We start from the raw sequence: 25,060 nt of genomic DNA on the forward strand, positions 1-25,060 counted from the left end.
GGCTCGACGGACGCCTTCGAGGTGCCGCCGTTCGGCTCGCCCCAGACGACCTTGAGCTCGGTGCCCTCGGGCACGTCATGGTCGACGACGCCGAGCGACAGGCCGCGACGCTCGTTCGCGCTGTAGCCGGTGAACATCGAGAGTCCGACGACGGTGCCGTCCGCATCCACGACCGAGTCGTAGTTCGCGGAGCCGTAGTTGGCCAGCGGCAGGTCGAAGAACTTGTAGTTCGGGCCATCGACGTTCAGCAGCGACGTCCACACCTTGCCGAGGTCCTCGGCATCCCACGCGAGCGTGACCTTCTTGCGCTGCGAGGACGGGTCCACCTTCTCGAGTGCGTCGCGGCCGATGAAGTCGTGGTCGAACTTCACGAACGAGCCGTAGCCGAGCTCCCACGGGGTGAGGTAGTAGTCCTCGATGTTGTCTGACACGAACGAGCCGGCGAGAGTGCCGGTCGCCTCGTAGCTGTCGGCGGGCAGCCACTCGCGGTAGGCCTGCTCTTCGGCGCCGGTGTAGATGGCGGGCAGCGGCGAGGGGATCCAGCCCGACTCGAGGGTGTTCGACGGGTAGGCCCGGGACCCCACCGGCACCAGGCCGAACTCGACGCCCGCCTCGACGATGAGGTCGCGGATCCGGTGGTGGTCGGCGTAAGGGCCCCAGATCTCGAGGCCGGGAGCGCCCGCCATGCCGTGGCGCAGCGTCCGCACGTTCATCCCGGCGATCTGCATCGTCGACATGTTGAAGAAGCCGAGCTTCTCGAGCGGCCCGCCGTTGAGCTTCTCGATGACGGCCCAGGCGTTGGGGCCCTGGATCTGGAAGCGGTAATACCTGCGCGAGACGGCGTCGCCGTACGGGCGCGAGGGGGAGCGGCGGTCGACCTCGATCTCGAGGTTCTGGTATCCACCCGTCTCGCCGTGGAACATCAGCCAGTTCGACGCGGGCGCGCGGCCGACGTAGACGTACTCGTCCTCGGCCTCGCGGAACAGGATGCCGTCACCGATGACGTGCCCGGATGCCGTCGTGGGAACGTACTGCTTGGCCTTGTTGACCGCGAAGTTCGCCACCGAGTTGATCGCGGTGTCCGAGATCAGCCTGATGGCGTCGGAGCCCCGGAGGAAGACGTTGTCCATGTGGTGCGACTGGTCGTAGAGCACCGCGGTGTCGCGCCACGCCTTCTGCTCCTTGATCCAGTTCTGGAAGTCGGCGGGAACGACGGGGTAGATGTACGAGCCGATCTGCGAGTTGCGCAGAAGCTCGACGGGTGAGCCCGCCTGGTCGATGACTTCCTGCAGATTCTTGGGTGCCACGATGAACCTCTCTGTTTGGTGTGGTCAGAAGACGATGGTGTGGTTGCCGTGCCGGATGACCCGGTCCTCGGCGTGCCACTGCACGGCGCGCGAGAGCACCGCGCGCTCGACGTACGCCCCGCGGGCCTGCAGGTCGGCGGCAGACATCGAGTGGTCGACGCGGGCGACGTCCTGCTCGATGATCGGTCCCTCGTCCAGGTCCTTCGTCACGTAGTGCGAGGTCGCGCCGATGAGCTTGACCCCGCGCTCCTTCGCCTTGCGGTACGGGGCTGCCCCGATGAAGGCGGGGAGGAAGGAGTGGTGGATGTTGATGACCGGGACGCCGACCTCGTCGAGGAAGCCCTCGGAGATGATCTGCATGTAGCGGGCGAGCACGACGAAGTCGACGTTGCCCTGCACCAGCTCGAGGATCCGCGCCTCCGCCGCGCTCTTGTCGGGCCCCTGCGAGGGCACGTGGAAGAACGGCACACCGAAGGAGCGGACGTCCTCGGCGACGTTGGTGTGGTTGGAGATCACCATCGGGATCGTCACCGGCAGCTCGCCGCGGCGGTGACGCCACAGCAGCTCGAGCAGGCAGTGGTCGGACGTCGAGGCGAGGATCGCCATGCGCTTGGGCACCGACTGGTCGGTGAGCTGCCACTCCAGGCCCATCGCGCCCACGGTCTGGACCAGGTCGACCTCGATGTCGGGCATCGCGGCGGCCAGGTCGGCACGGTGGAAGACGACACGCTGGAAGAAGGCGCCGCCGTCGGCGTTGTCGGAGTACTGATCGAGCTGGACGATGTTGCCCTTGTTGCGGGTGATCAGCGCCGACACGGCCGCGACGATCCCGGGCTTGTCGGGACCGTGCACGATCAGGCAGGCGTGGTCGCGCAGGGCATCGTTGTGCAGGGTCATCGGAGGCTCCTCAGGACTGAGCGGCGGCGTACTGCCTGGCCCACTCCGAAGTGGCGAGCAGCCCGCCGAATGTATAGAAATGCAGTTTGACACTTCCTGACGACGCATCCTGCGCCAGCAGGCCGGCCAGGTCGGTGACGAACTGATCGGGTCCCGCGGTGCCCATGAGGTTGGTCAGCGAGAAGCCGTACTTCTTCACGATCATCGCGTTCGCGCCGATGCCGAAGCGGCGGGCGAAGCCCAGCAGCCGCTTGATGCCCGCGGGGCCCGGGGTTCCGATGCGGATCTGGGTGTTGATCCCGCGCGCACGGACCTGATCGATCCAGGCCATGACGGGGTCGGTGTCGAAGGCGAACTGGGTGAGGATGACAGCATCCAAACCCTGCTCTTCGAGGGCTGCCGATTTGTCTTCGAGGTGGCGCCACAGCACCTCGCTCGAGATGTCGGGGTGGCCCTCGGGGTACCCCGCGATGGAGACCTCGCGCACGCCGTACTTCTGCAGCAGACCCGAGCGGATCACCGAGAGCGAGTCGGGGTAGGGCCCCTCGGGCTCCGCGGGATCGCCGCCGACGGCGAAGACGTGCTCGGTCGCGCCGACCTCCTGCAGCCGCCCGAGGAACTCCTCGAGCTGGTCCTGCGAGGCCAGGCGGCGGGCCGAGATGTGCGGCACCGGGATGAAGCCGGCCTCGAGCACCGCTTTGGAGGCGGTGACGCGCATGTCGAGGTCTTCGTTGCCGAGGAACGTGACGTTGATCTTGGTCCCCGCGGGGATCGCGTGCGTCGCCTCGAGGAGCCCCGGCACATCCTTGCCGGTCATCTCGAGCGAGAAGTCGCTCACGAGCTGGAGGGCGGCCGCCTTGTCGACGGGCACGCGGGTGGGTTTCGACACTGATCGTGGTCCTTTCCGCTCTCAGTCGGTGCGCTTCTCTGCGCCTCCGAGAGGCACTTTACCTATCGCCATAGGGAATGTCCATAGGTAAAGCGGAAACGCGCCGAACAGGGTGATCTCCAGTCTCGCGCGCAGTTCGTGCGGGCACCGGGCCGCTTCGACTCAGCGGGAGTTCAGCGCCCGGCGGTGGGCGTGCCCGTCGTCGCCGGGGCCTCGATGACGACATCGGCCGGCGCATCGCGCACCTGCTCGATCATGCGTCGCAGCAGCGCGTTCAGCTGTTGGATGTGCTCGGGGTCGAGTCCCTCGTGGATGAGGTGCTGGCCGCTCATCGAGATCGGGAGCATGTCGTGATGCATCTGAGCGCCCGAGGGGGTGAGGAACATGGGGCGCGAGCCGCGAGGGCCCTCGACGAGACGGATCAGCCCGCGGGCCTGCAGGGTGGTGACGCTCTTGGAGACGACCGCCTTGTTCACCCCGATGAACTCCGACACCTCGGTGGCCGAGGAGCCCGGCCGCAGGGCGAGCACGGAGATCACCCGCCAGTCGTTGGTGCCGAGTCGGAATCGCCGCCTCAGCTCGTGCGACTCGCGCCACACCAGGGCGTTCGAGAGCAGGGCGAGCAGGCGCGGGGTGAAATTCTCCGGGTCGATGATCTCTCCGAGGGGCTCGGTGACGATGTCGTCGTCCTGCGAGGTGGCGCGTGTCGGTGTGCTTCCGGCCATGCTGCTCCCCTCCGTTCGATCGAGTGTGCCAGACGAACGCGGGATCCGACCGCAGCGGCGGCCGGATCCCGCGTATGGGTCCGAGTGGACGGCGCGGTCAGTGCGCCATGGCGGCCAGCGCCTCGGGGTCGATCGTGGCGATCGACCGGGTGTCCTGGAACGCGCGGATGCCCTCGATGCCCTGCTCGCGGCCGATGCCCGACTGCTTCATACCGCCGAACGGCGCGCGAAGGTCGAGACGGGTGGCGCCGTGGTCGTTGACCCAGACGTAGCCGCAGACCAGCTGCGAGCCCACGCGCTGCGCCGCCTCGGGCGATGCGGTCCACACCGAACCGCACAGTCCTCCCCAGGTGTCGTTCGCGAGCCGGACGGCTTCCTCCTCGGTGTCGAACGGGATGAGGGGGATGACGGGGCCGAACTGCTCCTGCGTGACCACGCGCAGCTGCGGGTCGGGATCGACGACGAGTGCGGGACGCAGGAAGTTGCCGCCCGCGAGGTCGCCGCCCGGAAGCTCGCCGTACTCGCGCACGTCGGCTCCGGCATCCTTCGCCTCCTGGATGATCTCCTCGACGAAGGCCTTCTGCGCCGCCTGGTGCAGGGGGCCCATCGTCGTGCCCTCGTCGAGGCCGTAGCCGATCTTCACCTTCTCGAGGCGGGCCGCAAGGCCTGCAACCAGCTCGTCGAGCCGCGAGCGATGCACGAAGACGCGCTTGGCGTTCATGCAGATCTGGCCCGTCGTGTCGTAGATCGCCGCAAACAGGCGGTCGAGGTGCGCGTCGTCGAGGATCGCGTCATCGAGGAACACCGCCGCGTCGTTGCCGCCGAGCTCAAGGGTCACGCGCGTGAGCGTCTTCGAGGCCATCTCCATGATGCGCTTGCCGCCGTTCACCGATCCCGTGAAGCACACCTTCGCGATGTCGGGGTTCTGGATGAGACCCGCCATGTTCTCGTCGCGCCCCGTGACGACGTTCAGCACGCCCGGCGGAAGCTTCGCGGCGACGCGCTGGACGACGCGCGTCGTGGCCAGGGGCGCCGAGGGCGGCGGCTTGACGATCGCGGTATTGCCCGCGAGCAGCGCGTGCGGAAGGGATGCCCCGAGGATGGCGATCGGCCAGTTGAACGGGACGATGACGGTGACCACGCCGAGGGGCTGGTAGGCCACCTCGGTCGAGACCGGGATGTGCCGGGGAACGACCGGCAGGGTCTTGGTGGCATCGACCTCGTCGGCGTGCATGAGGGCGAGATTCCAGCGGATCTCGAACACGAGGGCGTCGATGAAACCCTCGAACGCGATCTTTCCGTTCTCCTGCGACAGGATCGCGGCGTCGTCGCCGCGTTCGTCGGCGATGCCCGCGATCGCCTCGGCCATGGCGGCCGCGCGCTCCTGCGGGGTGAGGGCGCTCCACGCCGGGAACGCCGCGTTCGCGGCGGCGACGGCGTCGGCGACATCCTCGGTCGACGCGGCCGCGGCCTCGCCCACCACGACACCGGGTTTTGCGGGATCGGCGATCGACAGCACGTCGTCCGTGAACCGCTCCTCACCCCCGATGAACAAACCGGTCCGCACTCCCGCGGCCGTGACGGTCTCGCTCATTTCGACATTCCACCTCTCTGTGTGTGTCTTGATTCTCGCCGATGCCGAAGCACCTGCACCCGTGTGTCCCGGATCTCGGACACACCGGCTCGCGACGCCGTCGCAACAGGAAGAATCCCTGTGTCTCCGGTCGTCGCTGACCCCAGAAGATACCTATCTGCGTCGGTAAACAAGTTTAGAAGCATTCCTGTTTACTTGTAAATAGGACCGTGCTACGGTCGCACCACCGAGACGCCCCGCGGGGCGGACGACGACGACGTCGACCGGTGCGCACAGCGCCGGATTCGACATCCGTGTCATTCAATGAGGAGGCATGTGATGAGTACGCAGACCCTGCACGCGGGCGAGCGACACAGCGTGGCCGAGCTCGAGGAGCTGGCATTCGAGCTGCGCGCGAAGCTGCTGCACCTGTGCGGCACCTACGAGGGGGCCGTGCACATCGGCGGCGACCTGTCGTCGGCCGACATCCTGACGGCGCTGTTCCACTACGGGCTCGAGGTCGACCCGAGCGACATCGCCAACCCGGCGCGCGACCGGTTCGTGCTGAGCAAGGGCCACGCCGCGGTCTGCATGTACATCGCGATGGCGATGCGCGGATTCTTCTCCTACGACGGCATCGTCGACACCTACGGGCAGCTCGACTCCGCCTACGGCATGCACCCGTGCAAGGTGCAGCTGCCGGGTGTCGAGGCCTCGACGGGCTCGCTCGGGCACGGTCTGCCCCTCGCCGTCGGGATGGCGCTGAGCGCGCGCGGGCGCGGCGAGACCCACCGCGTGGTCACCCTCATGGGCGACGGCGAGACCGGGGAGGGATCGGTCTGGGAGGCCGCGCTCGCCGCGAGCTCGAACAGGCTGGGCAACCTCGTGGCCGTCATCGACCGCAATCGGCAGCTGATGACGAGCTTCGATGAGGAGCGCGTCACGCTCGAGCCCTACACCGACAAGTGGGCGGCCTTCGGCTGGAACGTCGTCCACATCGACGGCCACGACATGGGCGCGCTCGTCTCCGCGATCGACGGGCTGCCGGCGACCGACAGCGACAAGCCGACCGTGATCGTCGCCGAGACGATCAAGGGCAAGGGTGTCGACTTCATGGAGCACAACCTCGCCTGGCACGCCGGCTCGCTCGGCGCCGCCGATCTCGAACGAGCGATGGCGGCGTTGAACGCCACGCGAGAGAAGGAGTCCCTCTGATGCCCGTCACCTTCACCTTCGGAGACTTCCTCGGCGCGCGGTCCGTCATCGGCACCACGCTCGCCGAGCTCGGCGAAGAACACGAGAACCTCTGGGTCCTCACCCCCGACATCGGGGCGACCCTCGTCGAGTTCCGCGACACGTACCCCGAGCGCTTCCTCGACGTCGGCCTGTCCGAGCAGGCCTGCGTCGGTATCGCCGCCGGCCTCGCCTACGACGGCAACATCCCCGTCGTGTCGGGGATGCTGCCCTTCCTCTCCATGCGGGCCCTCGAGCAGGTGCGCACCGATGTCTGCTACCCCAACCTGCCCGTGAAGATCATCGGCACGCACGGCGGTCTGGTGGGCAACGGCGGGTCCACGCACTACGCGGTCGAGGATCTCGCGCTGATGTGCGCACTGACGAACATGACGGTCACCTCGATCGGCGACCCGCTCATGGTGGGGGAGATCATCCGACAGTCGATGGCGATGAGCGGGCCGATCTACATCCGCCTCGCCGTCGGCAAGAAGGACAAGGTGCTCTACGAGCCCGGTCAGCACGAGGTGCGCATCGGCAAGGGCATCGTCGCACGCGAGGGCACCGACGCGACGATCTTCACGCACGGCACGGTCGTGGCGCAGGCCCTCGATGCGGCCGACGAGCTCGCGAAGGACGGTCGCAGCATCCGCGTCGTCGACATGTTCACCCTCAAGCCGATCGACGAGGAGCTCATCGTGCGCTCGGCAGCGGAGACCGGCGGGCGGTTCGTCGTGCTGGAGGACCACCTCGCCTACGGCGGCCTCGCCTCGCGCGTCGCCGACGTCGTCGCCGACCGCGGGGTCCGGCTGGAGGCGTTCGAACGCCTCGGCATCCCTCAGGTGTACGCGGGCTTCGGCGAGGACGAGCAGCTGCGCGACAAGCACGGGTACGGGCTCGCCGCGACGGTCGCCGCCCTGCGCCGGGTCATCGCGGCCTGAGCTTCCTGCCCCGCGCTCAACGGAGAGACGAATGAGAACAGTAGCCGTCACCAAGATCGGCAGCCTGCGCGATCCCGACGAGACCCGGCGCGGCCGGATCGGCGTCGTGGACTTCCCCGACCAGCCGCTCGGGCCCGAGGACGTGCGCATCCGCGTCGCGTACTCGGCGATCTGCGGATCCGACCCGCACCTCGCGGAGGGTTTCTTCGGCACCGACGTGCCGATCGGGCTCGGACACGAGCTGTCGGGCGTCGTGGAGGCGCTCGGTGAGCGCGCGCACCGCAACGGGCTGCGGATCGGCGACCGCGTGGCCGGCAACTTCCTGCGCTTCTGCGGCACGTGCCGTCCCTGCCAGGAGGGCAGGCAGCAGTTCTGCGAGCACATCCAGGACTACAACCGGCCCGGCATGGCCGAGACCGTCACCTGGCACGAGTCCCAGGTCTACCGGCTGCCCGACGAGGTCTCGCTGCGCACCTGATGAGGATGAACGGCGCGACGAGCCTCACGATGATCGAGCCGATCGCCGCCCGTCGCGACATGGCGCGCCGGCACGGCGCCGAGCATGTCATCGACCCCGTCGGCGAGGACCAACGCGCGCGCTCCGAAGAGATCACCGGCGGGCGCGGGTACGACATCGTCATCGACGCCTCGGGGTCCACGCGCGCCGTGCGCGGGCTGCTCGACATCGCGGCCAAGGGGGCGACCGTGATCTACGGAGCGATGTATCCCCACGATTTCGAGATGCCGCTCAACCTCTCGGACCACCTGTACCTGAAAGAGCTGACTCTCACCGGCGTGTTCGTCTCGCCCTACGCCTTTCCCCGAGCGCTGCAGATCCTCCCGCACCTCGCCGTCGACGAGCTGACCGCCGCCGTGTTCGACCTCGACGACGCCACCGAGGCCTTTGCGGTGCACGTCAGCGGCGCACACCCCAAGGTCTTGATCCGCTGCAACCGGCTGGAGGACGGCATCCACGATTCGGCGTCGACGGCGGATGCTGTCGACGAGGTGTTCGCGGGGGGAGGTCTGGCATGAGCGCCGCGACCGAACCGTCGCCCGCGATCGCCCCGGCTGTGCCGGCGCTCGAGGCCCGCGACATCGTCAAGCGGTTCGACGGTGTGCACGCGCTCAGCGGCGCCGGCCTGTCGGTGCTGCCGGGTGAGATCCACGCACTGCTCGGCGAGAACGGGGCCGGCAAGTCGACGCTGATCAAGGTCGTGACGGGACTGTACGCGCCGGATGCCGGGACACTCTGGCGCGACGGCGAGAGCGTGGAGTTCGCCAACGTCCGGGTCGCCAACCGCGCGGGCATCGTCGCGCTTTACCAGGAGCTGTCGATCATCCCGTCCTTGAGCGTCGCCGAGAACATCCTCCTCGGCGAGCAGACCCCGCGCCGAGGCGGCATCGTGCAGTGGCGCGCGCTGCGTCGCCGCGCGAAGGCGCAGCTGGAGCGCATCCGGCAGCGGATCCCGCTCGGCAAGCTCGCCGGCGAACTCTCCCCCGTGCAGCAGACGATGGTGGCCTTCGCCCGCGCGCTCGCCACCGATGCCCGCGTGCTCATCCTCGACGAACCCACCGCCTCTCTCACCGATGTCGAGATCACGGAGCTCTTCGCCGTGCTGCGCCGCCTGCGGGACGAGGGGGTTGCGATCCTCTACGTCTCGCACCGGCTCGAGGAGGTCTTCGAGCTGTGCGACCGGCTCACGATCATGCGCAACGGCGAGACGATCGTGACCAAGGACGTCGCCGACTCCCACATCGACGAGGTGATCTCGCTGATGGTCGGCCGCGCCGGCGGTGAGCTGTATCCCGAGCGCACGACCGCCACGGAGGATGTCGCACTCGTCGTCGAGGGGCTGGATGGGCGCCGCGTGAGGCACGTGTCGTTCGTGGCCCACCGCGGCGAGGTGCTCGGGATCGGGGGACTCGCCGGCTCCGGCCGCAGCGAGCTTCTGCGCATCCTCGCCGGTGCGCAGAAGCACAAGGGCGGAACGGTCACCGTCGACGGCGCGACGCTGCCGCTCTCGCCCGGCGTGGGCAGAGCGCTCGAGGCGGGGATCGCGCTCGTGCCCGAGGAGCGGCGCGCTCAAGGAGTGATCCTCGGCATGTCGATCCGCGACAACATCGCCCTCGCCAACATCCCCGCCGTGAGCTCTGCGGGCGTGGTCTCGGGTGCGCGCATCTCGGACATCGTCCGCAAGGGCATGGCCGACCTCCAGATCAAGGCGCGCGGCGCCGGGCAGTATGTGGGCGAGCTGTCGGGCGGCAACCAGCAGAAGGTCGTGCTGGCCAAGATGCTCGCCCGCAACCCCGCCGTGCTCCTGCTCGACGAACCCACCCGCGGAATCGACGTCGGCACGAAAGCCGAGATCTATCGACTGATCAGGCAGCTCGTCGCCCAGGGCACGACGGTGATCGCCGTCAGCTCCGAGCTGCCCGAGCTCATGGGCATGAGCGATCGCGTGCTGATCATGCACGAGGGCCGGATCTCCGGCGAGGTCCGCGCGGAGGACGCGGACGAAGAGCTGCTGCTGTCGTACTGCTACGGAAAGGCCGACCGATGACCACCACACGCAACCCCGGACTGGAGGATGCCGCCGACGCACCAGGTGACCAACCAGCCGCCGCCGCTGGTGGACCACGACGTCTACACCGGCGACCTCGCCCTGGCCGAGACCGTCCGCCGTTCGACCTGTCGGTCGCGGCGACATCAGCGCTCGCGGGGGCGGTCGCGGCATCCCTCATGCTCGGGGGGATGCCCGTGGCGCTCGCCATCCTGATCGCCATCATCGTCGGCACGCTCATCGGTCTGGCCAACGGCCTGTTGGTGGCGTACCTGAACCTGTCGGCGTTCGTGGCGACGCTCGCGACGCTGACCTCGGTCACGGGCCTGGCATTCCTCGTCACCAACGGCACGACCCTCTTCAACCTCCCCGCCGAGTTCAACGTGCTCGGCCAGGGCCGCTTCCTCGAGATCCCGCTGCCGGTCTTCTTCGCCATCGCGATCTCGCTCGTGCTGTGGTTCGTGCTCCGCTACACGACCCTCGGCCGGCGCTGGTACGCCACGGGCGGCAACGCGGAGGTGTCGCGTCTGTCGGGTGTCAACGTGCGGGTCGCGCGGCTCACCGCCTTCACCGTCGCGGGGATGGTGTCGGCGATCGGTGGCATCCTGCTCGCCGCCCGGCTCGGCAGCGCGAGCGCGGTGCAGGGCGAGGACAACCTGCTCTTCTCCGTCGCCGCGGTCTTCCTCGGCATGACGGTCATCCGCTCGGGCGCCGCGAACATCGTCGGCACGATGGTGGGCGTCGCGATCATCGGCGTCATGAGCAACGGGCTGAACATCCTCGGCGTCAACGCGTACGTGCAGCAGGTCGTGACGGGCCTGATCATCATCGCCGCCGTGACCCTGTCGTCGTTCAAGAACCGGGAGCGGTAGCCGCCCGGCACCCCTCCCACCGGGCGCCCCCCACGTGTGCCCGGGCACCAGGAAAACACGCAACTGCAACAAAGGAGTGGACAAGTGCGTACGTCATTCAAGGCGATGGTGGCTGCGGCCGCCGTGGCGACACTGGCATTGACCGGATGCTCGACGGGATCCGGCGACGACGCCGGCGGAGGCGACGACCCCTTCAAGGTCATCGCGTTCACCTCGGGCAACCAGACTCCGATCGGGGCCTGGTGGGTCAAGGCCGTCGAGGAGCAGGCCGAGGAGCTCGGCTGGGATCTGACGATGATCCAGGGCGACTTCGACTTCCAGAAGATGAACCCCGCCGTGGAGAGCGCCATCGGCCAGGGCGCCGACGCGATCTTCAACGGGTACACGGACGTGGCCTCGATCGGCTCGATCGTCACCGCGGCCAAGGATGCCGGCATCCCGATGTTCGCGATGGATGCCGCGACCGAGCCGACCGACGCGTTCGCGGTGAACATCACGACCGACCAGCAGGGCATCGTCGATCAGACGGTCGGGGCGCTCGATGAGGCGCTGGGCGGACTCGACGGCAAGACGATCATGGTCATCGGGCACGACCCGCACCCCGGCATCCGCCTGCGCGCGGGCCTCGCGGAGGAGAGCCTGATCGAGGCCGGCGCGACGATCGCGGGCGGCTCGATCCAGAAGGTGGCCTCACCGGCGACCGGCCGCACCGAGGCGCTCGCCCTGGTGCAGGACTTCCTCACCGCGAACCCGGGCGGCCTCGACGGCGTGTGGGTCGGCTGGGACGACGCGGCGCTGGGTGCCGCGCAGGCGATCACCGAGGCCGGCGCGGACGCCAAGGTGACGGGCGTCGACGCCACCAGCGAGGCGATCGCCGGCATCGAGGCGGGCGGCGCCTTCCTCGCGACGATCGAGCAGCCCTGGCCCATGATCCTCGACTCGGTCCTCGAGCAGATCGTCGCCTTCCAGGAGAGCGGCACCATGCCCGACCCCAACTACGAGGCGGTCGACACGACGCTCGTGACCATCGACAACGCGGCGACCATCACGCCGTCCGACCAGCTGGGCTGAGCCCCGCACCGGGGAGGCGGGGCGCTCCGCCTCCCCGGTCACCACCACCCCGCGTCGGCACCGACGCGTCGAAGGAGAATCATGCGCCTCAAGGACAAGGTCGCCCTCATCACGGGCGGTGCCAGCGGCATCGGCCTCGCGACCGTCGAGAAGTTCGTGGCCGAGGGGGCCAGGGTCGTCGTCGCCGACATCAACGCCGACCGAGCCGCGGCCGTCGCCGCCCAGCTGAACGAGACCACGCCCGGCAGCGCGTCGTCGGCGGGAGTCGATGTCGCCGTCTTCGCCGAGGTCGAGGCGGCCGTGGCCCACGCGGTGGAGGCATTCGGCCGCCTCGATGTCATCTTCAACAATGCGGGGATCGCGGGCGGCAAACCGCTGCTCGAGCATGATCCCGCGGTCGACTACGCACCGATGATCCGCGTCGACCAGGACGGCGTCTACTACGGCATCCTCGCCGCCGGCCGTCAGTTCCGCGCGCAGGGCGGGGGCGGCGTCATCATCAGCACGTCCTCCATCTACGGAGAGCAGGCGGCCGAGCTCTCCTTCACCTACAGCGCCGCCAAGGCGGCCGTCATCTCGTTCACACGCTCGGCGGCGTACGAGCTCGCGCAGTACGGCACGCGCGCGGTCGCGATCACCCCGGGTCGTGTGGGCACCGCGATCATCAATCAGTTCTCGGACGATCTGAAGGCGACCTTCGCCTCGGAGCAGCTGCGCGGCACCATGACCGAGCCGTCCGAGATCGCGGATGTCGTCGCCTTCCTCGCCTCCGACGAGGCGAACGTCATCAACGGCACGGTCGTGCACGTCGACGACGGCTACTCCGTCTTCAAGAAGCGACTCGATCTGCCGGTGTTCTGAGGTGACCCGATGACGACGCTCGATTCCGACGGCGCCGACCTCGATGTCGCCTGTCACCTCAACGTGCTGCTGGCCGCAGCATCCTCGGATCTCCTTCCCGCAGCGCTGGGGGCTCTGGTCGAGGCGGGCTACCGCCGCGTGGTGCTGCCCCCGCTCGATCCGCAGGCGACGGATGCCGCGGGCCTTGCGAACCTGTTCGCCGCCCACGATGTGCACCCGATCACGATCGCCGGACAGGCCCCGGGGGCGGACGTGTCCTCGGCCGACCCCGACGAGCGCGCGGCCGGCGCGGCGATGCTGCGTGCGGCGCTCGATCTGACGGTCGCTCTGCGCGGCGACCAGATGAACGGCGTGCCGTACGGCGTGTTCGGGCACCCCGCCCGGCCCACCGACCCGGCGGCCTTCGAGCGCGCGGCGATCGAGGTGGGCCGCGTCGCCGACGAGGCCCACGAACGCGGCGTGATGATGACCTTCGAGGTGCTCAACCGCTATGAGACGTCCGTGGTGAACACGGCGGCGCAGGCGATGGAGTTCGTGGCGCTCTCGGGCTCGGAGCACCTGCGCATCCACCTCGACACCTTCCACATGGCGGTCGAGGAGGCCGACCTGGCGGCCGCGATCACGGCGGCGGCCCCTCGGCTGGGCTATCTCGAGCTGGGGCAGTCGGGGCGCGGGATGCTGTCGGGTGGGGCGGTCGACATCGAGGCGCTCGTGCGCCATGCCTTCGACACCGGCTGGACGGGGCGTCTGGGCGTCGAGGCGTTCTCGCGCGCGGTGCTCTCGCCCGGCGCGAGCGACATGCTGGCGATCTGGCGGCAGCCGTACGTCGACGGCGTGGGCGTCGCCCGCGATGCCATGCGGGTCATCCGACGCGGGTTCGCCTCCAGCGTCGAGGGCCGCCGCGCCGCTCGCCTGTCCCGCGTCGGCGGGTAGCGCGCGGTAGTGCGCGGGGGCGGGGCCGCGAAGCAGCTCCCGCGCGGGTAGCGTGGGAGGGTGAAGATCACCGCGAGTTCGGACTGGCGCGACGGCCTGGCCTACGACATCCCCGTTCTCGTCGCCGACGTCATGCCCGGTGACCCGACCCGGTGCTTCGTCTGCGGTCCCGTCTCGGAGCCGCGCGAGCGCACCGAGCTCTGGGCGGTCAAGCATCGGCATCCCAACAACCACGCGGGCGTCGTGCGCTTCTACTGCCTGGAGCACCGCCCGCAGCCGCCGCGCGTGACCGAACCCGCGGCCGGCCCATCCCGACCCGCGCGGGCGCCTCGTTCCTCGTCCGCCGCTCGACGCACGCCGCGACCGGCGTCGGCGCCGGAGCGGGTGGCGGCGGTGTGTCCGACGTGCTTCATCGAGATTCCCGCGACCGGCGTCTGCGGTATGTGCGGCGAGCGCGTGGGCTGAGAGCGCGCGGGCGTGTCTCAGCCGCTTCCGCGTGCTTCGAACACGTGGCGGTCGCGGCCCGCGAAGAGACCGACCACACCCTGGGCGATGAGCACGACGGCGAGCAGCACGAGCGACCACATCCAGGAGCCGGTCGCCGTGTGCACCCAGCCGAACATGACGGGTCCGAGCGCCGCGACCAGGTAACCGACCGATTGCGCCATGCCCGAGAGGGCGGCTGCCGAGTCGTGATCGCGGGCGCGCTCGGCCATCAGCGTCAGCGCCATGCTGAGGGACGCTCCCGAGGCCAGGCCGATCGGCAGGACCCACGCCGTCACGCCGGCGGGGACCGCGATGAGACCGATGACACCGGCGATGCCGAGCACCGGCAGGGCGGCGGGTACCCAGCGACGAGCGCGGCCCCTCAGCAGCAAGGGCACGACGAACGGCCCGGCGATCGTCAGAACCTGAAAAGTCATGACGTCGAAACCCGCGGCGATCTCGCTGCGTCCGATCGACACCGAGATGCTGGCGAGCCATGTGAGCATCATGTAGAAAGTCGCGGCTTGAAGGCCCATGTAGCAGGCGACCAGCCAGGCCACGGGTTCGGCCCATATTCCGCGCCGCGATAGTCCGTCGCCGGGAGCCGCGAGGTGGGCGGCGTGGTGACCACGGGTCGCGAGCGCCCACGCCCCGATCGCGAGCGGGAGCAGGGCGGCGCCTGTCACGAGTAGCGCGATGCGCCATCCGGAGGCTGCATCGCCGAGCCGTGACAGCGGCACCGCGACACCCGAGGCGACGGCGCCGACGCCGCCGAGCAGGGCGGTGTAGAGGCCGAGCATCAGCGGGACGCGGTGTGGGAAGTCCCGCTTGACTACGGCGGGCATCAGGACGTTGGCGATCGCCAGGGCTACTCCGATCAGCACCGTGCCGATCCAGAGTCCCGCAATCGGGGTGACGAGAGAGCGCACGAGAGTGCCGGCGAGCAGCAGGAACAGCGAGCCGAGCACGACACGCGACATCCCGAATCGGCGGCTGAGCTGCAGGGCGAACGGCGACACGAGGCCCCACGCCGTGAGCGGCACAGCGGCGAGCAGTCCGAGTGCCGCGACCGAGAGTCCCGTGTCGCCTCCGATCTGGTCGATCAGAGGCCCGACCGCTGTGATCGTCGGCCGCATGTTCGCGGCGACGAGGCACACGGCGACGAACAACAGGATGCGGGGGGCCGCAGCATCCCGTGTGATGGTCACGAGTACGGGACTATACCCGGCGAGGTGCTTGCGGGCGGCGCCGATACTCACCCACCGGGAGGGCTGCGACCGCGAGGCCGCAGTGCCCTGCACCTCGTGCGCTGAGCGGAGCCGCGCGCTGCGGCCCGACGTTGGGTACGGTCGAGGCGGAGGGTGTGGATGCAAGAGCACGACGCGGTAGGGGCCGGCGTGCTCCGGCGCGTCATGTCGATTCTCGAGTGCTTCGGCGACGACGAGCCCGCGCTGACGGCCGCGGAGCTCGCCGCGCGCACGGGGCTGGCGTCCTCGAGCCTGCACCGCCTGCTCGCGCAGCTGCTGCAGCACGGCCTTCTTGCGCGCGCTCCCGGACACCGGTACACGGTGGGCGCGCGGCTCTGGGAGCTCGGCGAACTCTCCCCGCTGGCCCTGCGCCTACGCGAGACGGCGCTGCCGCACATGTCGCGCCTGTACGAGGCGACGGGCGAGAACGTGCATCTCGCGGTGCTCGATGCGCCCAGCCCCGAGACCGCGGCCGCGCTCTTCGTGGGTCGGATCTCGGGGCAGTCCTCGTTCCCCACCCTCAGCCGGATGGGCGGCCGGCATCCACTGCACACGACCGGCGTCGGCAAAGCGCTGCTGGCGACGCGCGACGAGGAGTGGCTCGCCCGCTTCTTCGCGACGCCCCTCGAGCGCGAGACCACGCACTCCATCACCGCCGAGTCGGATCTGCGTGCCGATCTGGCGCGCGCGCGAGCCCGCGGGTACGCCACGACACGGGAGGAGATGTCGCTCGGCACCGTCTCGGTGGCGGCTCCCCTCGGTCGTGTCGACGGTCTGCCCCGCGGGGCGCTGGGTGTCGTCGCGCGGCTGGAGGGTGTGGACGAGCGACGTCTCGGCGCTCTCGTCACGCAGACCGCCGGCGACCTCACGCGCGCGCTGCGTCCCGTCTGATTCCCATTCAGCGGGACTGAAGGGGTGGCGTCGCGGGTCCCGCCGTCATCCTGGACAGACGTCCTCGTCGAAGGAGACACGATGTCCACACCCGCGAGCTCGGAGGCGGTCGACCCGGCCCTCGAGAACACGCCACCCGCGAAGCAGTTCGCGGCCCCCGAGACGCTGCTGGCCGCACCCGACCAGGCCACGCAGGCGCAGATCACCGACGAGATCCGTGGTATCCACGCCGACGCCGAGCGTCGGATCGCCGCCGGCGAGAGCGTGCCGACGACCCTGTACGACTTCGCGCCGTATCGCTCGAGCGTCCTGCGTCATCCGACGAAGAACCCGCGCCTTGTCGACCCCGAGACGATCGAGCTGCACTCCCCGGCCTTCGGGCAGCGCGACGTCGCGGCGATCGAATCCGACCTCACCCTGCAGCACCGCGGCGAGCCGCAGGGCGAACGCATCACCGTCAGCGGTCGCCTGCTCGACTCGTGGGGACGTCCGCTGGCCAATCAGCTGGTCGAGGTCTGGCAGGCCAACGCCGCCGGCCGCTATATCCACCAGCGCGACCAGCATCCCGCCCCGCTCGATCCGTACTTCACGGGCGCGGGGCGCACCGTCACGAACGACGCGGGGGAGTACTTCTTCACCACGATCAAGCCGGGGCCCTACCCCTGGAAGAACCACGTCAATGCGTGGCGACCCGCCCACATCCACTTCTCGGTGTTCGGCTCGGCCTTCACGCAGCGCATCATCACGCAGATGTACTTTCCGGGCGACCCGCTCTTCGCGCTCGACCCGATCTACAACACCATCCGCGACCAGAAGGACCGCGACCGGCTCGTCTCGGTCTACGACCACGATCTGACGGTTCCCGAGTTCTCGATGGGCTACCGCTGGGACATCGTGGTCGACGGTCCCGATGCGACCTGGTTCGAATCCGAGGGAGAGCACTGATGGCGACGACACCGGCCCGCGGACCGCGCACACTGGCCCCGACATCCGGCCAGACGATCGGCCCGTTCTTCGCCTTCGGTCTGGTGTATCCCAAGATGCACGAGGTCGCCTTTCCGCACACGCCCGGGTCGATCGTCCTCGGCGGCACGGTGTTCGACGGCCAGGGATCCGCGGTCCCCGACGCGCTCATCGAGATCTGGGGGGCCGACAGCGACGGCACCGTGCCGTCGGCGCGAGGCTCGCACCGGCGCGATGACCACACCTTCACGGGATTCGGCCGTGCCGCGACGACCGACGACGGGCACTACGAGTTCTGGACCCGCAACCCCGGCTCGGTCTCGGGTGAGGCGCCGTTCTTCGCCGTGGTCGTCTTCGCCCGCGGTCTGCCGAACAAGCTGCACACCCGCATCTATCTGCCCGACGACGAGCAGGCGCTCGCCGCCGACCCCCTGCTCTCGCAGCTCGCGCCCGACGAGCGCGCTACGCTCGTCGCAACGCGCACGCCCGAGGGTCACCTGGTGCACGACATCTGGTTGCAGGGCGAGAAGGAGACCGTCTTCCTTGACTTCTGACGCAGTCCCCGATCGGTCAGCGGCACCGGTGGATGCGGGATTGCTGTCGCCGGTCACCGCGGGTCTCGACGGCCCGGTGACGGATGCTGCCGTGGTGAGCGCGCTCGTTCGGGCCGAGATCGCGCTGGTCAGGGCATACGCGCGGCTGGGCGTCGCCCCCGGGGAGGCCGCCGATGCCGCCGATGCGCTCGCGGACATCGAGATCGACGCAGCCCGGCTCGCCGCCGACGCCGTGGCGGGGGGCAATCCGGTCATCCCGCTGGTCGGACTGCTGCGGGCGCAGTCGCCCGCGCCGGTGCGCCCGTGGGTGCACCGCGGCGCGACCAGCCAGGACATCGTCGACACCGCACTCATGTGCGTCGCGCGCGACGCCGTGCAGACGGCGCTGATCGCGCTCGCGCGCGCCTCGGCCGCCCTGCGCCTGCTCGCACGCACTGAGCGCACCACCGTGGCCGCCGCCCGCACCCTCACCCAGCATGCGGTGCCCACGACCGTCGGTGCCCGCGCGGCGACGTGGGCGCGCGGCATCGACAGAGCGGCGTCCCGGCTCGAGGCCGCCCGGCAGGCCCTGCCCGCGCAGCTCGCGGGTGCGGGCGGCACGCTCGCGGCGTTCGTCGAGATCGCCGGCGCCGAGGGTGCAGCATCCCTGCCCGCCCTCTTCGCCGCCGACCTGGGGCTCGCCGCCCCCGACGGGTCGTGGCACACCCGGCGCTGGCCGGTGACCGAGCTCGGCGATGCCCTCGTGCAGGCCGTGGACGCGGCGGGCAAGTTCGCCACCGACGTGGCGACGCTCTCGCGCACCGAGATCGGCGAGGTGTCCCAGGCCTCGGGCGGGGGATCGTCGGCGATGCCGCAGAAGCAGAATCCCGTCGAGGCCGTGCTGATCCGCTCCGCCGCCCTGCGCGCGCCCCAGCTCGGTGCGACGCTGCACCTGGCATCCGCGCTCGCCGTCGACGAGCGACCCGACGGCGCGTGGCACGCGGAGTGGCCGACGCTGCGCGAACTGCTGCGCCTCGCCCTCGGCGCGAGCGCCCACGCCGCCTCGCTCGCCGAGGGCCTGCACGTCGACCGGGATGCTGTCGCCCGCAATCTGGCGTCGACCCGGGGTCTGATCATGGCCGAGCGCCTCTCGCTGGTGCTGGCTCCCGTGATCGGCGCGGAGCGCGTCGCGGCGCTGGTCGCCGAGGCCACACGGGGAGCGGACCTCGCCGACCTGCTGCGGGCGCTCCCGGAGGCGCCCTCCATCGACATCGTCACGCTGCTCGACCCGGCGGCGTACATCGGAACGGCCGCGGCGAGCGCCGACGGCGAAGGGAGCCCCCCATGACCCGACCCGAGATCGCGATGACCGCGCCGGAGGGCGCGGCCCTCGGCCCCCTGCTCGTGCTGGGGCCCTCGCTCGGCACCTCCACCATCCTCTGGGAGGACGCGGTGCCCGCCCTGAAGGAGCGGTACCGTGTGGCCGCGTGGGATCTTCCCGGCCACGGCCGCGCGCCCTCACCGGGGGAGGGATTCTCGGTCGGGGAGGTCGCGGACGCGGTCGCCGACGCCGTTCGCGGACTCGGTGAGCAGCGCGTGCTCTACGCGGGGGTCTCGCTCGGCGGGGCGGTGGGCCTGGAACTCCTGCTCCGCCATCCAGATATCGTCACCGCCGCCGCGATCGTGTGCTCGGGAGCCAAGCTCGGCGAGGCCGCGGGATGGCATGACCGCGCGCGCCAGGTGCGCGAGCAGGGCACGGCCAGCCTCGTATCCGCATCGGCGGGACGGTGGTTCGCCCCGGAGTCGATCGCCCGGCGCCCCGAGCTCTCCGGACGACTGCTGCACGCGCTTCGCGATGCGGACGACGAGGGCTACGCCCGGTGCTGCGAGGCGCTGGCCGACTTCGACGTGCGCGACCGGCTGTCGACGATCGCGGCGCCCGTGCTCGCGGTGTGGGGGGAGTGCGACGCCGTCACCCCCGAGGCGTCGGCGGTCGAGATCGCGTCCTCGGTGCAGGAGGGTCGCGCCGTGCGGATTGCGGACGCCGCCCACCTCGCTCCTGCCGAGCAGCCCGAGGCTGTCGCGCGCGAGCTCGTCGAGTTCTTCGACGCCGCCGACGGGGCGAAGCGATGACCCGCCCCGCCGGCGAGGGTCTCAGCGACGGCGCACGCTACGACCAGGGGATGGTGGTGCGCCGCGAGGTGCTCTCGGATGCGCACGTCGACCGGGCGAACGCCGGCACGACGCCGCTGACGGGGGATTTCCAGGACTTCATCACCCGCGTCGCGTGGGGCGATGTGTGGTCGCGACCCGGCCTGGATCGCCGGTCGCGATCGGTCGCCGTCCTCACCGCGCTGATCGCGCTCGGCCACCACGATGAACTGGCGATGCACCTGCGGGCGGCGCTGCGCAACGGCCTCACCGTCGACGAGGTGAAGGAGGTCATCCTGCAGTCCGCGATCTACTGCGGGGTGCCGGCGGCCAACACGGCCTTCCGGATCGCGAACGAGATCTACGGGGTTGGCTAAGCTAGACTAAGTCGATGCCGCAGGTCAACGTGCACGAAGCCAAGTCGCAGCTCTCCGCGCTGATCGCTCGCGTTCTCGCCGGGGAGGAGATCACCATCGCGAGGGCCGGCGTTCCGGTCGTCGATATCGTGATCCACCGTGATGCCCACGTCGTGTATGGACTCGGGGCCGGTGAGCCGCCGCACGATCCCGACCTCTTCGACGGCGTCGATGACGAGGCGGCCGCGCTCTTCTACGCGACGCGCTCATGATCCTGCTCGACACGAATGCGGCGCTGTGGCTGTACCACGACAGCCGTGATCTCGGCGCGCTCAGCAGGAGGCGCATCGGCAGGGCGACCCGCGTGTTCTATTCCGCGGCGACGGTACTCGAGATCACCATCAAGCACATGCTCGGCCGCCTCCCGCTGCCCGGCGGCCAGGACTTCCCATCCGTCTTCGAAAGCTCAGGTCTCGTCGAGTTGCCCCTGACGGCGCGGCATGCGGTGATGCTCGCAGCATTTCCGGCGCTGGCACGACACGACCCTTTCGACCGTATGCTGCTCGCGCAGGCGCGCGCAGAGGGATTGGATCTGATCACCTCCGACGCGACGATGCTGTCGCTCGACGAACCGTGGATCATCGACGCCCGCAGGTGACCACGTCTCGCACCGATTCGAGGGGATGCTGTCGCTAGGCTGACGCCGTGACCTCGACGCCGATCACGCCGCCGCCCGTGGATGCCGCGCCGGATTCCGGCCCTCCGCGTTCCGCCGGACGCGACGACCGCATCACGCTGCGGTTCCTCGCCACGCCCGCCGACACCGCCGCCGGAGGCCGATCCGTCGCCGCGGGCAGCGTGATGGAGTGGATCGACAAAGCCGGCTACGCCTGTGCCGTGGGCTGGGCCGGGGCCTACTGCGTCACCGCGTACGTGGGCAACGTGCGCCATCGTCGGCCGATCCCGCCGGGCAGTCTCGTCGAGGCCGAGGCCCGCATCATCCACACGGGCCGCACGAGCATGCACGTGCTGGTCACGGTGTCCTCGAGCGAGGTGAACGAGCACCGGTACCGGCCCGCAACGACGTGCATCCTGGTCTTCGTCGCCAAGGGGGCCGACGGTCGCCCCGCCGAGGTGCCCGCGTGGCAGCCGCGCTCCCGCGCCGACCACAAGCTCGCCATCGCAGCGATCGAGCGGATCCCCGCCCGCGCCGAGATCCGGCGGCTCATGCTCGAACAGGCCTATACCGACGACACGACCGCCCCGCGCGCCACCCTGCGATTCCTCGTGCCCACCGGCGTCGTCAACTTCGGGGGCAAGGCGCACGGCGGCACGGTCATGCGCTGGATCGACGAGGCCGCCTACGCGTGTGCGGCATCGTGGAGCCGTGACGGCGACACGGCCAGCGAAGCGGTCGCGGTCTATTCGGGCGGCATCCACTTCTTCGCGCCGGTGCGCATCGGAGACCTCGTCGAGGTCGATGCGCGCCTCGTGCACACCGGCGCGCACAGCATGCACCTCAGCATCCGGGTCTCCTGCGCCGATCCGCGTTCGCCGGGAGAGTGGGTGCTGACGACGCAGTGCATGAGCGTGTTCGTCGTGCCGGGGCCCGCCGGGGTCGCTCTGCCGGTGCCCGCGTGGACGCCGCAGACACCGGAGGACGTGCGCCTGGATGCGCACGCGCGCGAGCTCATCGCGCTGCGCGAGCACATCGTGCCGATCCCCGCATCGCTCTCGCTCGAGCCCTGACCCGCGGTCGGCGCTGCGTCGTGTTGGCGCGCCTCCGGACGCCGGGGTGGTGGCCGGCGTCCGGGCGCGCTACGATGGCCGCATGGCGTACGTGTGTGCGCAGAGCGAACAACGCGAGGAGGCGGCGTGATCGACAAATCCGTGCCCGACGTCGAGGCGGCGGTCCGCGACATTCCCGACGGAGCGACCGTGATGATCGGCGGGTTCGGCCGGGCGGGGCAGCCCGTCGAGCTGATCGACGCGCTCATCGCCCACGGTGCGCGAGACCTCACGATCGTCAACAACAACGCCGGCAACGGCGACACCGGGCTTGCGGCGCTTCTTGCGAACCGGCAGGTGCGCAAGATCCTGTGCTCCTTTCCGCGGCAGCACGACTCGTGGGTGTTCGACGGCCTGTATCGCGCCGGCGAGATCGAGCTCGAACTCGTCCCGCAGGGCAACCTCGCCGAGCGCATCCGGGCGGCGGGTGCCGGTGTGGGCGCGTTCTTCTCGCCCACGGGCGTCGGCACGCAGCTTGCCGAGGGCAAGGAGGAACGCGAGATCGACGGGCGCCGATATGTGCTCGAATACCCGATCAAGGCGGACTTCGCGCTGATCGGCGCGCTGCGGGCGGATCGCTGGGGCAACCTGGTCTACCGCAAGACGGCGCGCAACTTCGGTCCCATCATGGCCGCCGCGGCGGCGACCACGATCGTGCAGGTCGATGAGATCGTCCCCCTCGGCGAGCTCGACCCCGAGGTCGTCGTGACTCCCGGCATCTTCGTCGACCGCGTCGTCGCGGTGGGTGAGCGGGCCTGGCTGAGCGAGCGCGCGTTCGTCGGAGGCGTCGACATCGAGGGGCGCCCGGCCGAGGCCGCGCCCGTCACCGCAACGGAGGCAGATCAGTGACAACTCGCATCACCCGCGACGAGCTCGCGCGCCGCATCGCGGCCGACATCCCCGAGGGGGCGTACGTCAACCTCGGTATCGGAGCGCCCACGCTCGTGGCCAACTTCCTGCCCGAGGGCCTCGAGATCATCCTGCACACCGAGAACGGGCTGCTCGGAATGGGGCCGGCGCCCGAGCCCGGCCGGATCGACCCCGACCTCATCAATGCTGGCAAGCAGCCCGTCACCGAGCTGGCCGGCGCCGCCTACTTCCACCACGCGGACTCCTTCGGCATGATGCGCGGCGGTCACCTCGACGTGTGCGTGCTCGGCGCCTTCCAGGTGTCGCAGAACGGCGACCTCGCCAACTGGTCGACCGGCGCGTCGGGCGCGATTCCCGCAGTGGGAGGCGCGATGGACCTCGCCATCGGGGCGAAGGACGTCTACGTCATGACGGACCTGCTGACCAAGCAGGGCGAGTCCAAGCTCGTGACCGCATGCACCTACCCCTTGACCGGCGTGGGCTGTGTCAGCCGCGTCTACACCGACCACGGCGTCTTCGACGTCACGCCCGACGGGTTTGCGCTCCGCGAAGCCTTCGGAGACAACACACTCGACTCGCTCGCCGAGCTGACGGGGCTGACCCTCGTCCGCTCGACAGACTGATCGGCAGAAAGGCACTTCCATGACCGCCAGCTTCATCTTCGATGCCGTCCGCACGCCGTTCGGTCGTGCCGGCGGCGCCCTCTCGGGCGTCCGGCCCGACGACCTCGCCGCCGTCGTCATGCGCGCCGCAGTCGAGCGCACCGGTGTCGATCCGGCTCGGATCGAGGACGTCATCTTCGGCGACGCCAATCAGGCCGGCGAGGACAACCGCAACGTCGGCCGCTTCGGTGCGCTGCTCGCGGGGTTCCCCACCAGCGTCACCGGGGTCACGGTCAATCGACTCTGCGCATCGTCGGTCGAGGCGGTCATCCAGGGCTCGCGCGCCGTCGAGGCGGGCGACGCCGACATCATCCTCGCGGGTGGCGTGGAGTCGATGAGCCGTGCCCCGTTCGTGGTCGAGAAGTCGCCGAAGCCGTGGCCGAGTGTCGGCAATCAGACCCTGTGGAACACCTCGATCGGATGGCGCATGGTCAACAAGGCGCTCCCGAAGCACTGGACGATCAGCAACGGAGAGTCCGCCGAGAAGATCGCGGGCGAATGGGGCATCTCGCGCGAGGCTCAGGACGAGTTCGCGGTGCGCTCGCACCGCCTGGCCGCGGAGGCCTGGGCCGCCGGCGTCTACGACGGCGAGATCGTCCAGGTGCCCGGGGCCGAGCTGGCGCGTGACGAGGGTATCCGCGACGAGACGTCGGTCGAGAAGCTCGCCGGTCTGCGTGCGCTGTTCGCCGCCGACGGCACGGTCACGGCGGGCAACTCGTCCTCCATCAACGACGGCGCCTCCGCCGTGCTCATCGGCCGCGAGGGGGCGCTCGAGGCGGAGCCGCTCGCGCGGATCGTCGGGCGGGCCTCGCACGGGGTCGACCCCGACCAGTTCCCGATCGCGCCGATCGAGGCGGCCAACAAGGCGCTGGCCCGTGCGGGCAAGACCTGGGCCGATGTCGATCTCGTCGAGCTGAACGAGGCCTTCGCCTCGCAGAGCCTCGCGTGCCTCGCGGGATGGCCCGACCTGGATCCCGACAAGCTCAACATCCACGGCGGGGCTCTGGCGATCGGGCACCCGCTCGGCGCCTCGGGCGGCCGCATCATCGGGCACGCCGCACACGAGCTCAAGCGCCGGGGCGGCGGAGTCGCCGTCGCGGCGATCTGCATCGGCGTGGGCCAGGGGCTCGCGGTCGTCCTCGAGCGCTGAGAGCACGCACGCCGTCGGGAAGCGCCACGCGCTCTGATCCCGGGCGCGCCCTGATCCCGGACGCGCCCTGACCCCGTCGAAGGGCGCGTCCCGCGAA

Annotated in this window: 28 protein-coding genes; 22 read left to right on the forward strand and 6 right to left on the reverse strand. The window is 70.1% G+C overall.

From position 1 onward, the window contains the following. The 5 genes from DI573_RS01980 to DI573_RS02000 form a co-directional block, all read right to left on the reverse strand. A partial coding sequence (locus DI573_RS01980; RefSeq protein ID WP_292810079.1) for an aminomethyl transferase family protein occupies positions 1-1,307 on the reverse strand: 1,307 nt, incomplete at its 3' end. A gap of 24 nt (positions 1,308-1,331) precedes the next feature. Next, positions 1,332-2,204 carry a formyltetrahydrofolate deformylase gene (gene purU / locus DI573_RS01985; RefSeq protein ID WP_292810082.1) on the reverse strand — a complete coding sequence of 291 codons (873 nt, stop codon included), beginning with the start codon at positions 2,202-2,204 and terminating at the stop codon, positions 1,332-1,334. 10 nt (positions 2,205-2,214) lie between these two features. Next, positions 2,215-3,021, reverse strand: a complete 807-nt coding sequence (locus tag DI573_RS01990; protein ID WP_292810191.1) for a methylenetetrahydrofolate reductase — start codon at positions 3,019-3,021, stop codon at positions 2,215-2,217. 245 nt (positions 3,022-3,266) lie between these two features. Beyond that, on the reverse strand, positions 3,267-3,818 hold the full coding sequence (locus DI573_RS01995) for a MarR family winged helix-turn-helix transcriptional regulator (RefSeq protein WP_292810084.1): 552 nt from the start codon (positions 3,816-3,818) through the stop codon (positions 3,267-3,269). A 97-nt stretch (positions 3,819-3,915) separates the two neighbouring features. Then, positions 3,916-5,412, reverse strand: a complete 1,497-nt coding sequence (locus DI573_RS02000; protein ID WP_292810086.1) for an aldehyde dehydrogenase family protein — start codon at positions 5,410-5,412, stop codon at positions 3,916-3,918. Positions 5,413-5,730: 318 nt separating this feature from the next. Between DI573_RS02000 and DI573_RS02005 the strand changes: the two genes are divergently transcribed. The 10 genes from DI573_RS02005 to DI573_RS02050 all read left to right on the forward strand — a co-directional run bounded on the left by DI573_RS02005 (position 5,731) and on the right by DI573_RS02050 (position 14,331). Beyond that, positions 5,731-6,606 (forward strand): transketolase, encoded by an 876-nt coding sequence (locus DI573_RS02005; protein WP_292810087.1) that lies wholly within the window; start codon positions 5,731-5,733, stop codon positions 6,604-6,606. Then, entirely contained in the window at positions 6,606-7,565 is a 960-nt protein-coding gene (locus tag DI573_RS02010) for a transketolase C-terminal domain-containing protein (protein WP_292810089.1), read from the forward strand. Before DI573_RS02005 ends, DI573_RS02010 begins: the two co-directional genes overlap by 1 nt. A gap of 31 nt (positions 7,566-7,596) precedes the next feature. Next, on the forward strand, positions 7,597-8,043 hold the full coding sequence (locus tag DI573_RS02015) for an alcohol dehydrogenase catalytic domain-containing protein (RefSeq protein ID WP_292810091.1): 447 nt from the start codon (positions 7,597-7,599) through the stop codon (positions 8,041-8,043). Further along, on the forward strand, positions 8,043-8,600 hold the full coding sequence (locus tag DI573_RS02020; protein ID WP_292810093.1) for a zinc-binding dehydrogenase: 558 nt from the start codon (positions 8,043-8,045) through the stop codon (positions 8,598-8,600). The genes DI573_RS02015 and DI573_RS02020 overlap by 1 nt, the downstream gene beginning before the upstream one ends. Next, entirely contained in the window at positions 8,597-10,129 is a 1,533-nt protein-coding gene (locus DI573_RS02025) for a sugar ABC transporter ATP-binding protein (RefSeq protein ID WP_292810095.1), read from the forward strand. Before DI573_RS02020 ends, DI573_RS02025 begins: the two co-directional genes overlap by 4 nt. After that, positions 10,126-11,001 (forward strand): ABC transporter permease, encoded by an 876-nt coding sequence (locus tag DI573_RS02030; RefSeq protein ID WP_292810097.1) that lies wholly within the window; start codon positions 10,126-10,128, stop codon positions 10,999-11,001. The genes DI573_RS02025 and DI573_RS02030 overlap by 4 nt, the downstream gene beginning before the upstream one ends. A gap of 84 nt (positions 11,002-11,085) precedes the next feature. After that, complete coding sequence (locus DI573_RS02035; protein ID WP_292810099.1) at positions 11,086-12,072, forward strand: sugar ABC transporter substrate-binding protein; 987 nt, start codon at positions 11,086-11,088, stop codon at positions 12,070-12,072. An 81-nt stretch (positions 12,073-12,153) separates the two neighbouring features. Continuing rightward, positions 12,154-12,933, forward strand: coding sequence for an SDR family oxidoreductase (locus DI573_RS02040; protein ID WP_292810101.1), 780 nt, complete (start codon positions 12,154-12,156; stop codon positions 12,931-12,933). Between the two features lie 9 nt (positions 12,934-12,942). Beyond that, positions 12,943-13,866, forward strand: a complete 924-nt coding sequence (locus tag DI573_RS02045) for a sugar phosphate isomerase/epimerase family protein (RefSeq protein ID WP_292810103.1) — start codon at positions 12,943-12,945, stop codon at positions 13,864-13,866. A gap of 60 nt (positions 13,867-13,926) precedes the next feature. Next, positions 13,927-14,331, forward strand: coding sequence for a glucose-6-phosphate dehydrogenase (locus DI573_RS02050; protein ID WP_292810105.1), 405 nt, complete (start codon positions 13,927-13,929; stop codon positions 14,329-14,331). A 17-nt stretch (positions 14,332-14,348) separates the two neighbouring features. Here DI573_RS02050 and DI573_RS02055 read toward each other — a convergent pair whose 3' ends face one another. After that, a complete protein-coding gene (locus DI573_RS02055; RefSeq protein ID WP_292810107.1) occupies positions 14,349-15,560 on the reverse strand; it encodes an MFS transporter in 1,212 nt (403 codons plus the stop codon). 159 nt (positions 15,561-15,719) lie between these two features. On the opposite strand from DI573_RS02055, the gene DI573_RS02060 reads away from it, so the two are divergent. From DI573_RS02060 to DI573_RS02115, 12 genes are all read left to right on the forward strand, one after another. Further along, a complete protein-coding gene (locus tag DI573_RS02060) occupies positions 15,720-16,490 on the forward strand; it encodes an IclR family transcriptional regulator (RefSeq protein ID WP_292810109.1) in 771 nt (256 codons plus the stop codon). Positions 16,491-16,571: 81 nt separating this feature from the next. Then, positions 16,572-17,435, forward strand: a complete 864-nt coding sequence (gene pcaH, locus DI573_RS02065; protein ID WP_292810111.1) for a protocatechuate 3,4-dioxygenase subunit beta — start codon at positions 16,572-16,574, stop codon at positions 17,433-17,435. After that, on the forward strand, positions 17,435-18,007 hold the full coding sequence (pcaG, locus tag DI573_RS02070) for a protocatechuate 3,4-dioxygenase subunit alpha (RefSeq protein ID WP_292810113.1): 573 nt from the start codon (positions 17,435-17,437) through the stop codon (positions 18,005-18,007). Before pcaH ends, pcaG begins: the two co-directional genes overlap by 1 nt. Next, the gene (locus DI573_RS02075; RefSeq protein ID WP_292810115.1) at positions 17,997-19,334 is read left to right on the forward strand and encodes a lyase family protein; all 1,338 of its coding nucleotides are present in this window, start codon (positions 17,997-17,999) and stop codon (positions 19,332-19,334) included. Before pcaG ends, DI573_RS02075 begins: the two co-directional genes overlap by 11 nt. Next, the gene (locus tag DI573_RS02080; RefSeq protein ID WP_292810117.1) at positions 19,331-20,119 is read left to right on the forward strand and encodes an alpha/beta fold hydrolase; all 789 of its coding nucleotides are present in this window, start codon (positions 19,331-19,333) and stop codon (positions 20,117-20,119) included. Before DI573_RS02075 ends, DI573_RS02080 begins: the two co-directional genes overlap by 4 nt. Further along, positions 20,116-20,514 (forward strand): 4-carboxymuconolactone decarboxylase, encoded by a 399-nt coding sequence (gene pcaC / locus DI573_RS02085; protein WP_292810119.1) that lies wholly within the window; start codon positions 20,116-20,118, stop codon positions 20,512-20,514. The genes DI573_RS02080 and pcaC overlap by 4 nt, the downstream gene beginning before the upstream one ends. A 14-nt stretch (positions 20,515-20,528) precedes the next feature. After that, positions 20,529-20,765, forward strand: coding sequence for a prevent-host-death protein (locus tag DI573_RS02090; RefSeq protein WP_292810121.1), 237 nt, complete (start codon positions 20,529-20,531; stop codon positions 20,763-20,765). Then, positions 20,762-21,151, forward strand: coding sequence for a type II toxin-antitoxin system VapC family toxin (locus tag DI573_RS02095; RefSeq protein ID WP_292810123.1), 390 nt, complete (start codon positions 20,762-20,764; stop codon positions 21,149-21,151). The genes DI573_RS02090 and DI573_RS02095 overlap by 4 nt, the downstream gene beginning before the upstream one ends. A gap of 47 nt (positions 21,152-21,198) precedes the next feature. Next, the gene (locus tag DI573_RS02100; RefSeq protein ID WP_292810125.1) at positions 21,199-22,242 is read left to right on the forward strand and encodes an acyl-CoA thioesterase; all 1,044 of its coding nucleotides are present in this window, start codon (positions 21,199-21,201) and stop codon (positions 22,240-22,242) included. Between the two features lie 126 nt (positions 22,243-22,368). Next, positions 22,369-23,130: a 3-oxoacid CoA-transferase subunit A gene (locus DI573_RS02105; protein ID WP_292810127.1), complete on the forward strand. Its 762-nt coding sequence runs from the start codon at positions 22,369-22,371 to the stop codon at positions 23,128-23,130. After that, complete coding sequence (locus DI573_RS02110; protein ID WP_292810129.1) at positions 23,127-23,774, forward strand: 3-oxoacid CoA-transferase subunit B; 648 nt, start codon at positions 23,127-23,129, stop codon at positions 23,772-23,774. The genes DI573_RS02105 and DI573_RS02110 overlap by 4 nt, the downstream gene beginning before the upstream one ends. A 19-nt stretch (positions 23,775-23,793) precedes the next feature. Then, on the forward strand, positions 23,794-24,963 hold the full coding sequence (locus DI573_RS02115) for a thiolase family protein (protein WP_292810131.1): 1,170 nt from the start codon (positions 23,794-23,796) through the stop codon (positions 24,961-24,963). Positions 24,964-25,060: the final 97 nt, after the last annotated feature.

It is taken from the genome of Microbacterium sp., assembly GCF_003248605.1.
Taxonomy (GTDB): Bacteria; Actinomycetota; Actinomycetes; order Actinomycetales; family Microbacteriaceae; genus Microbacterium.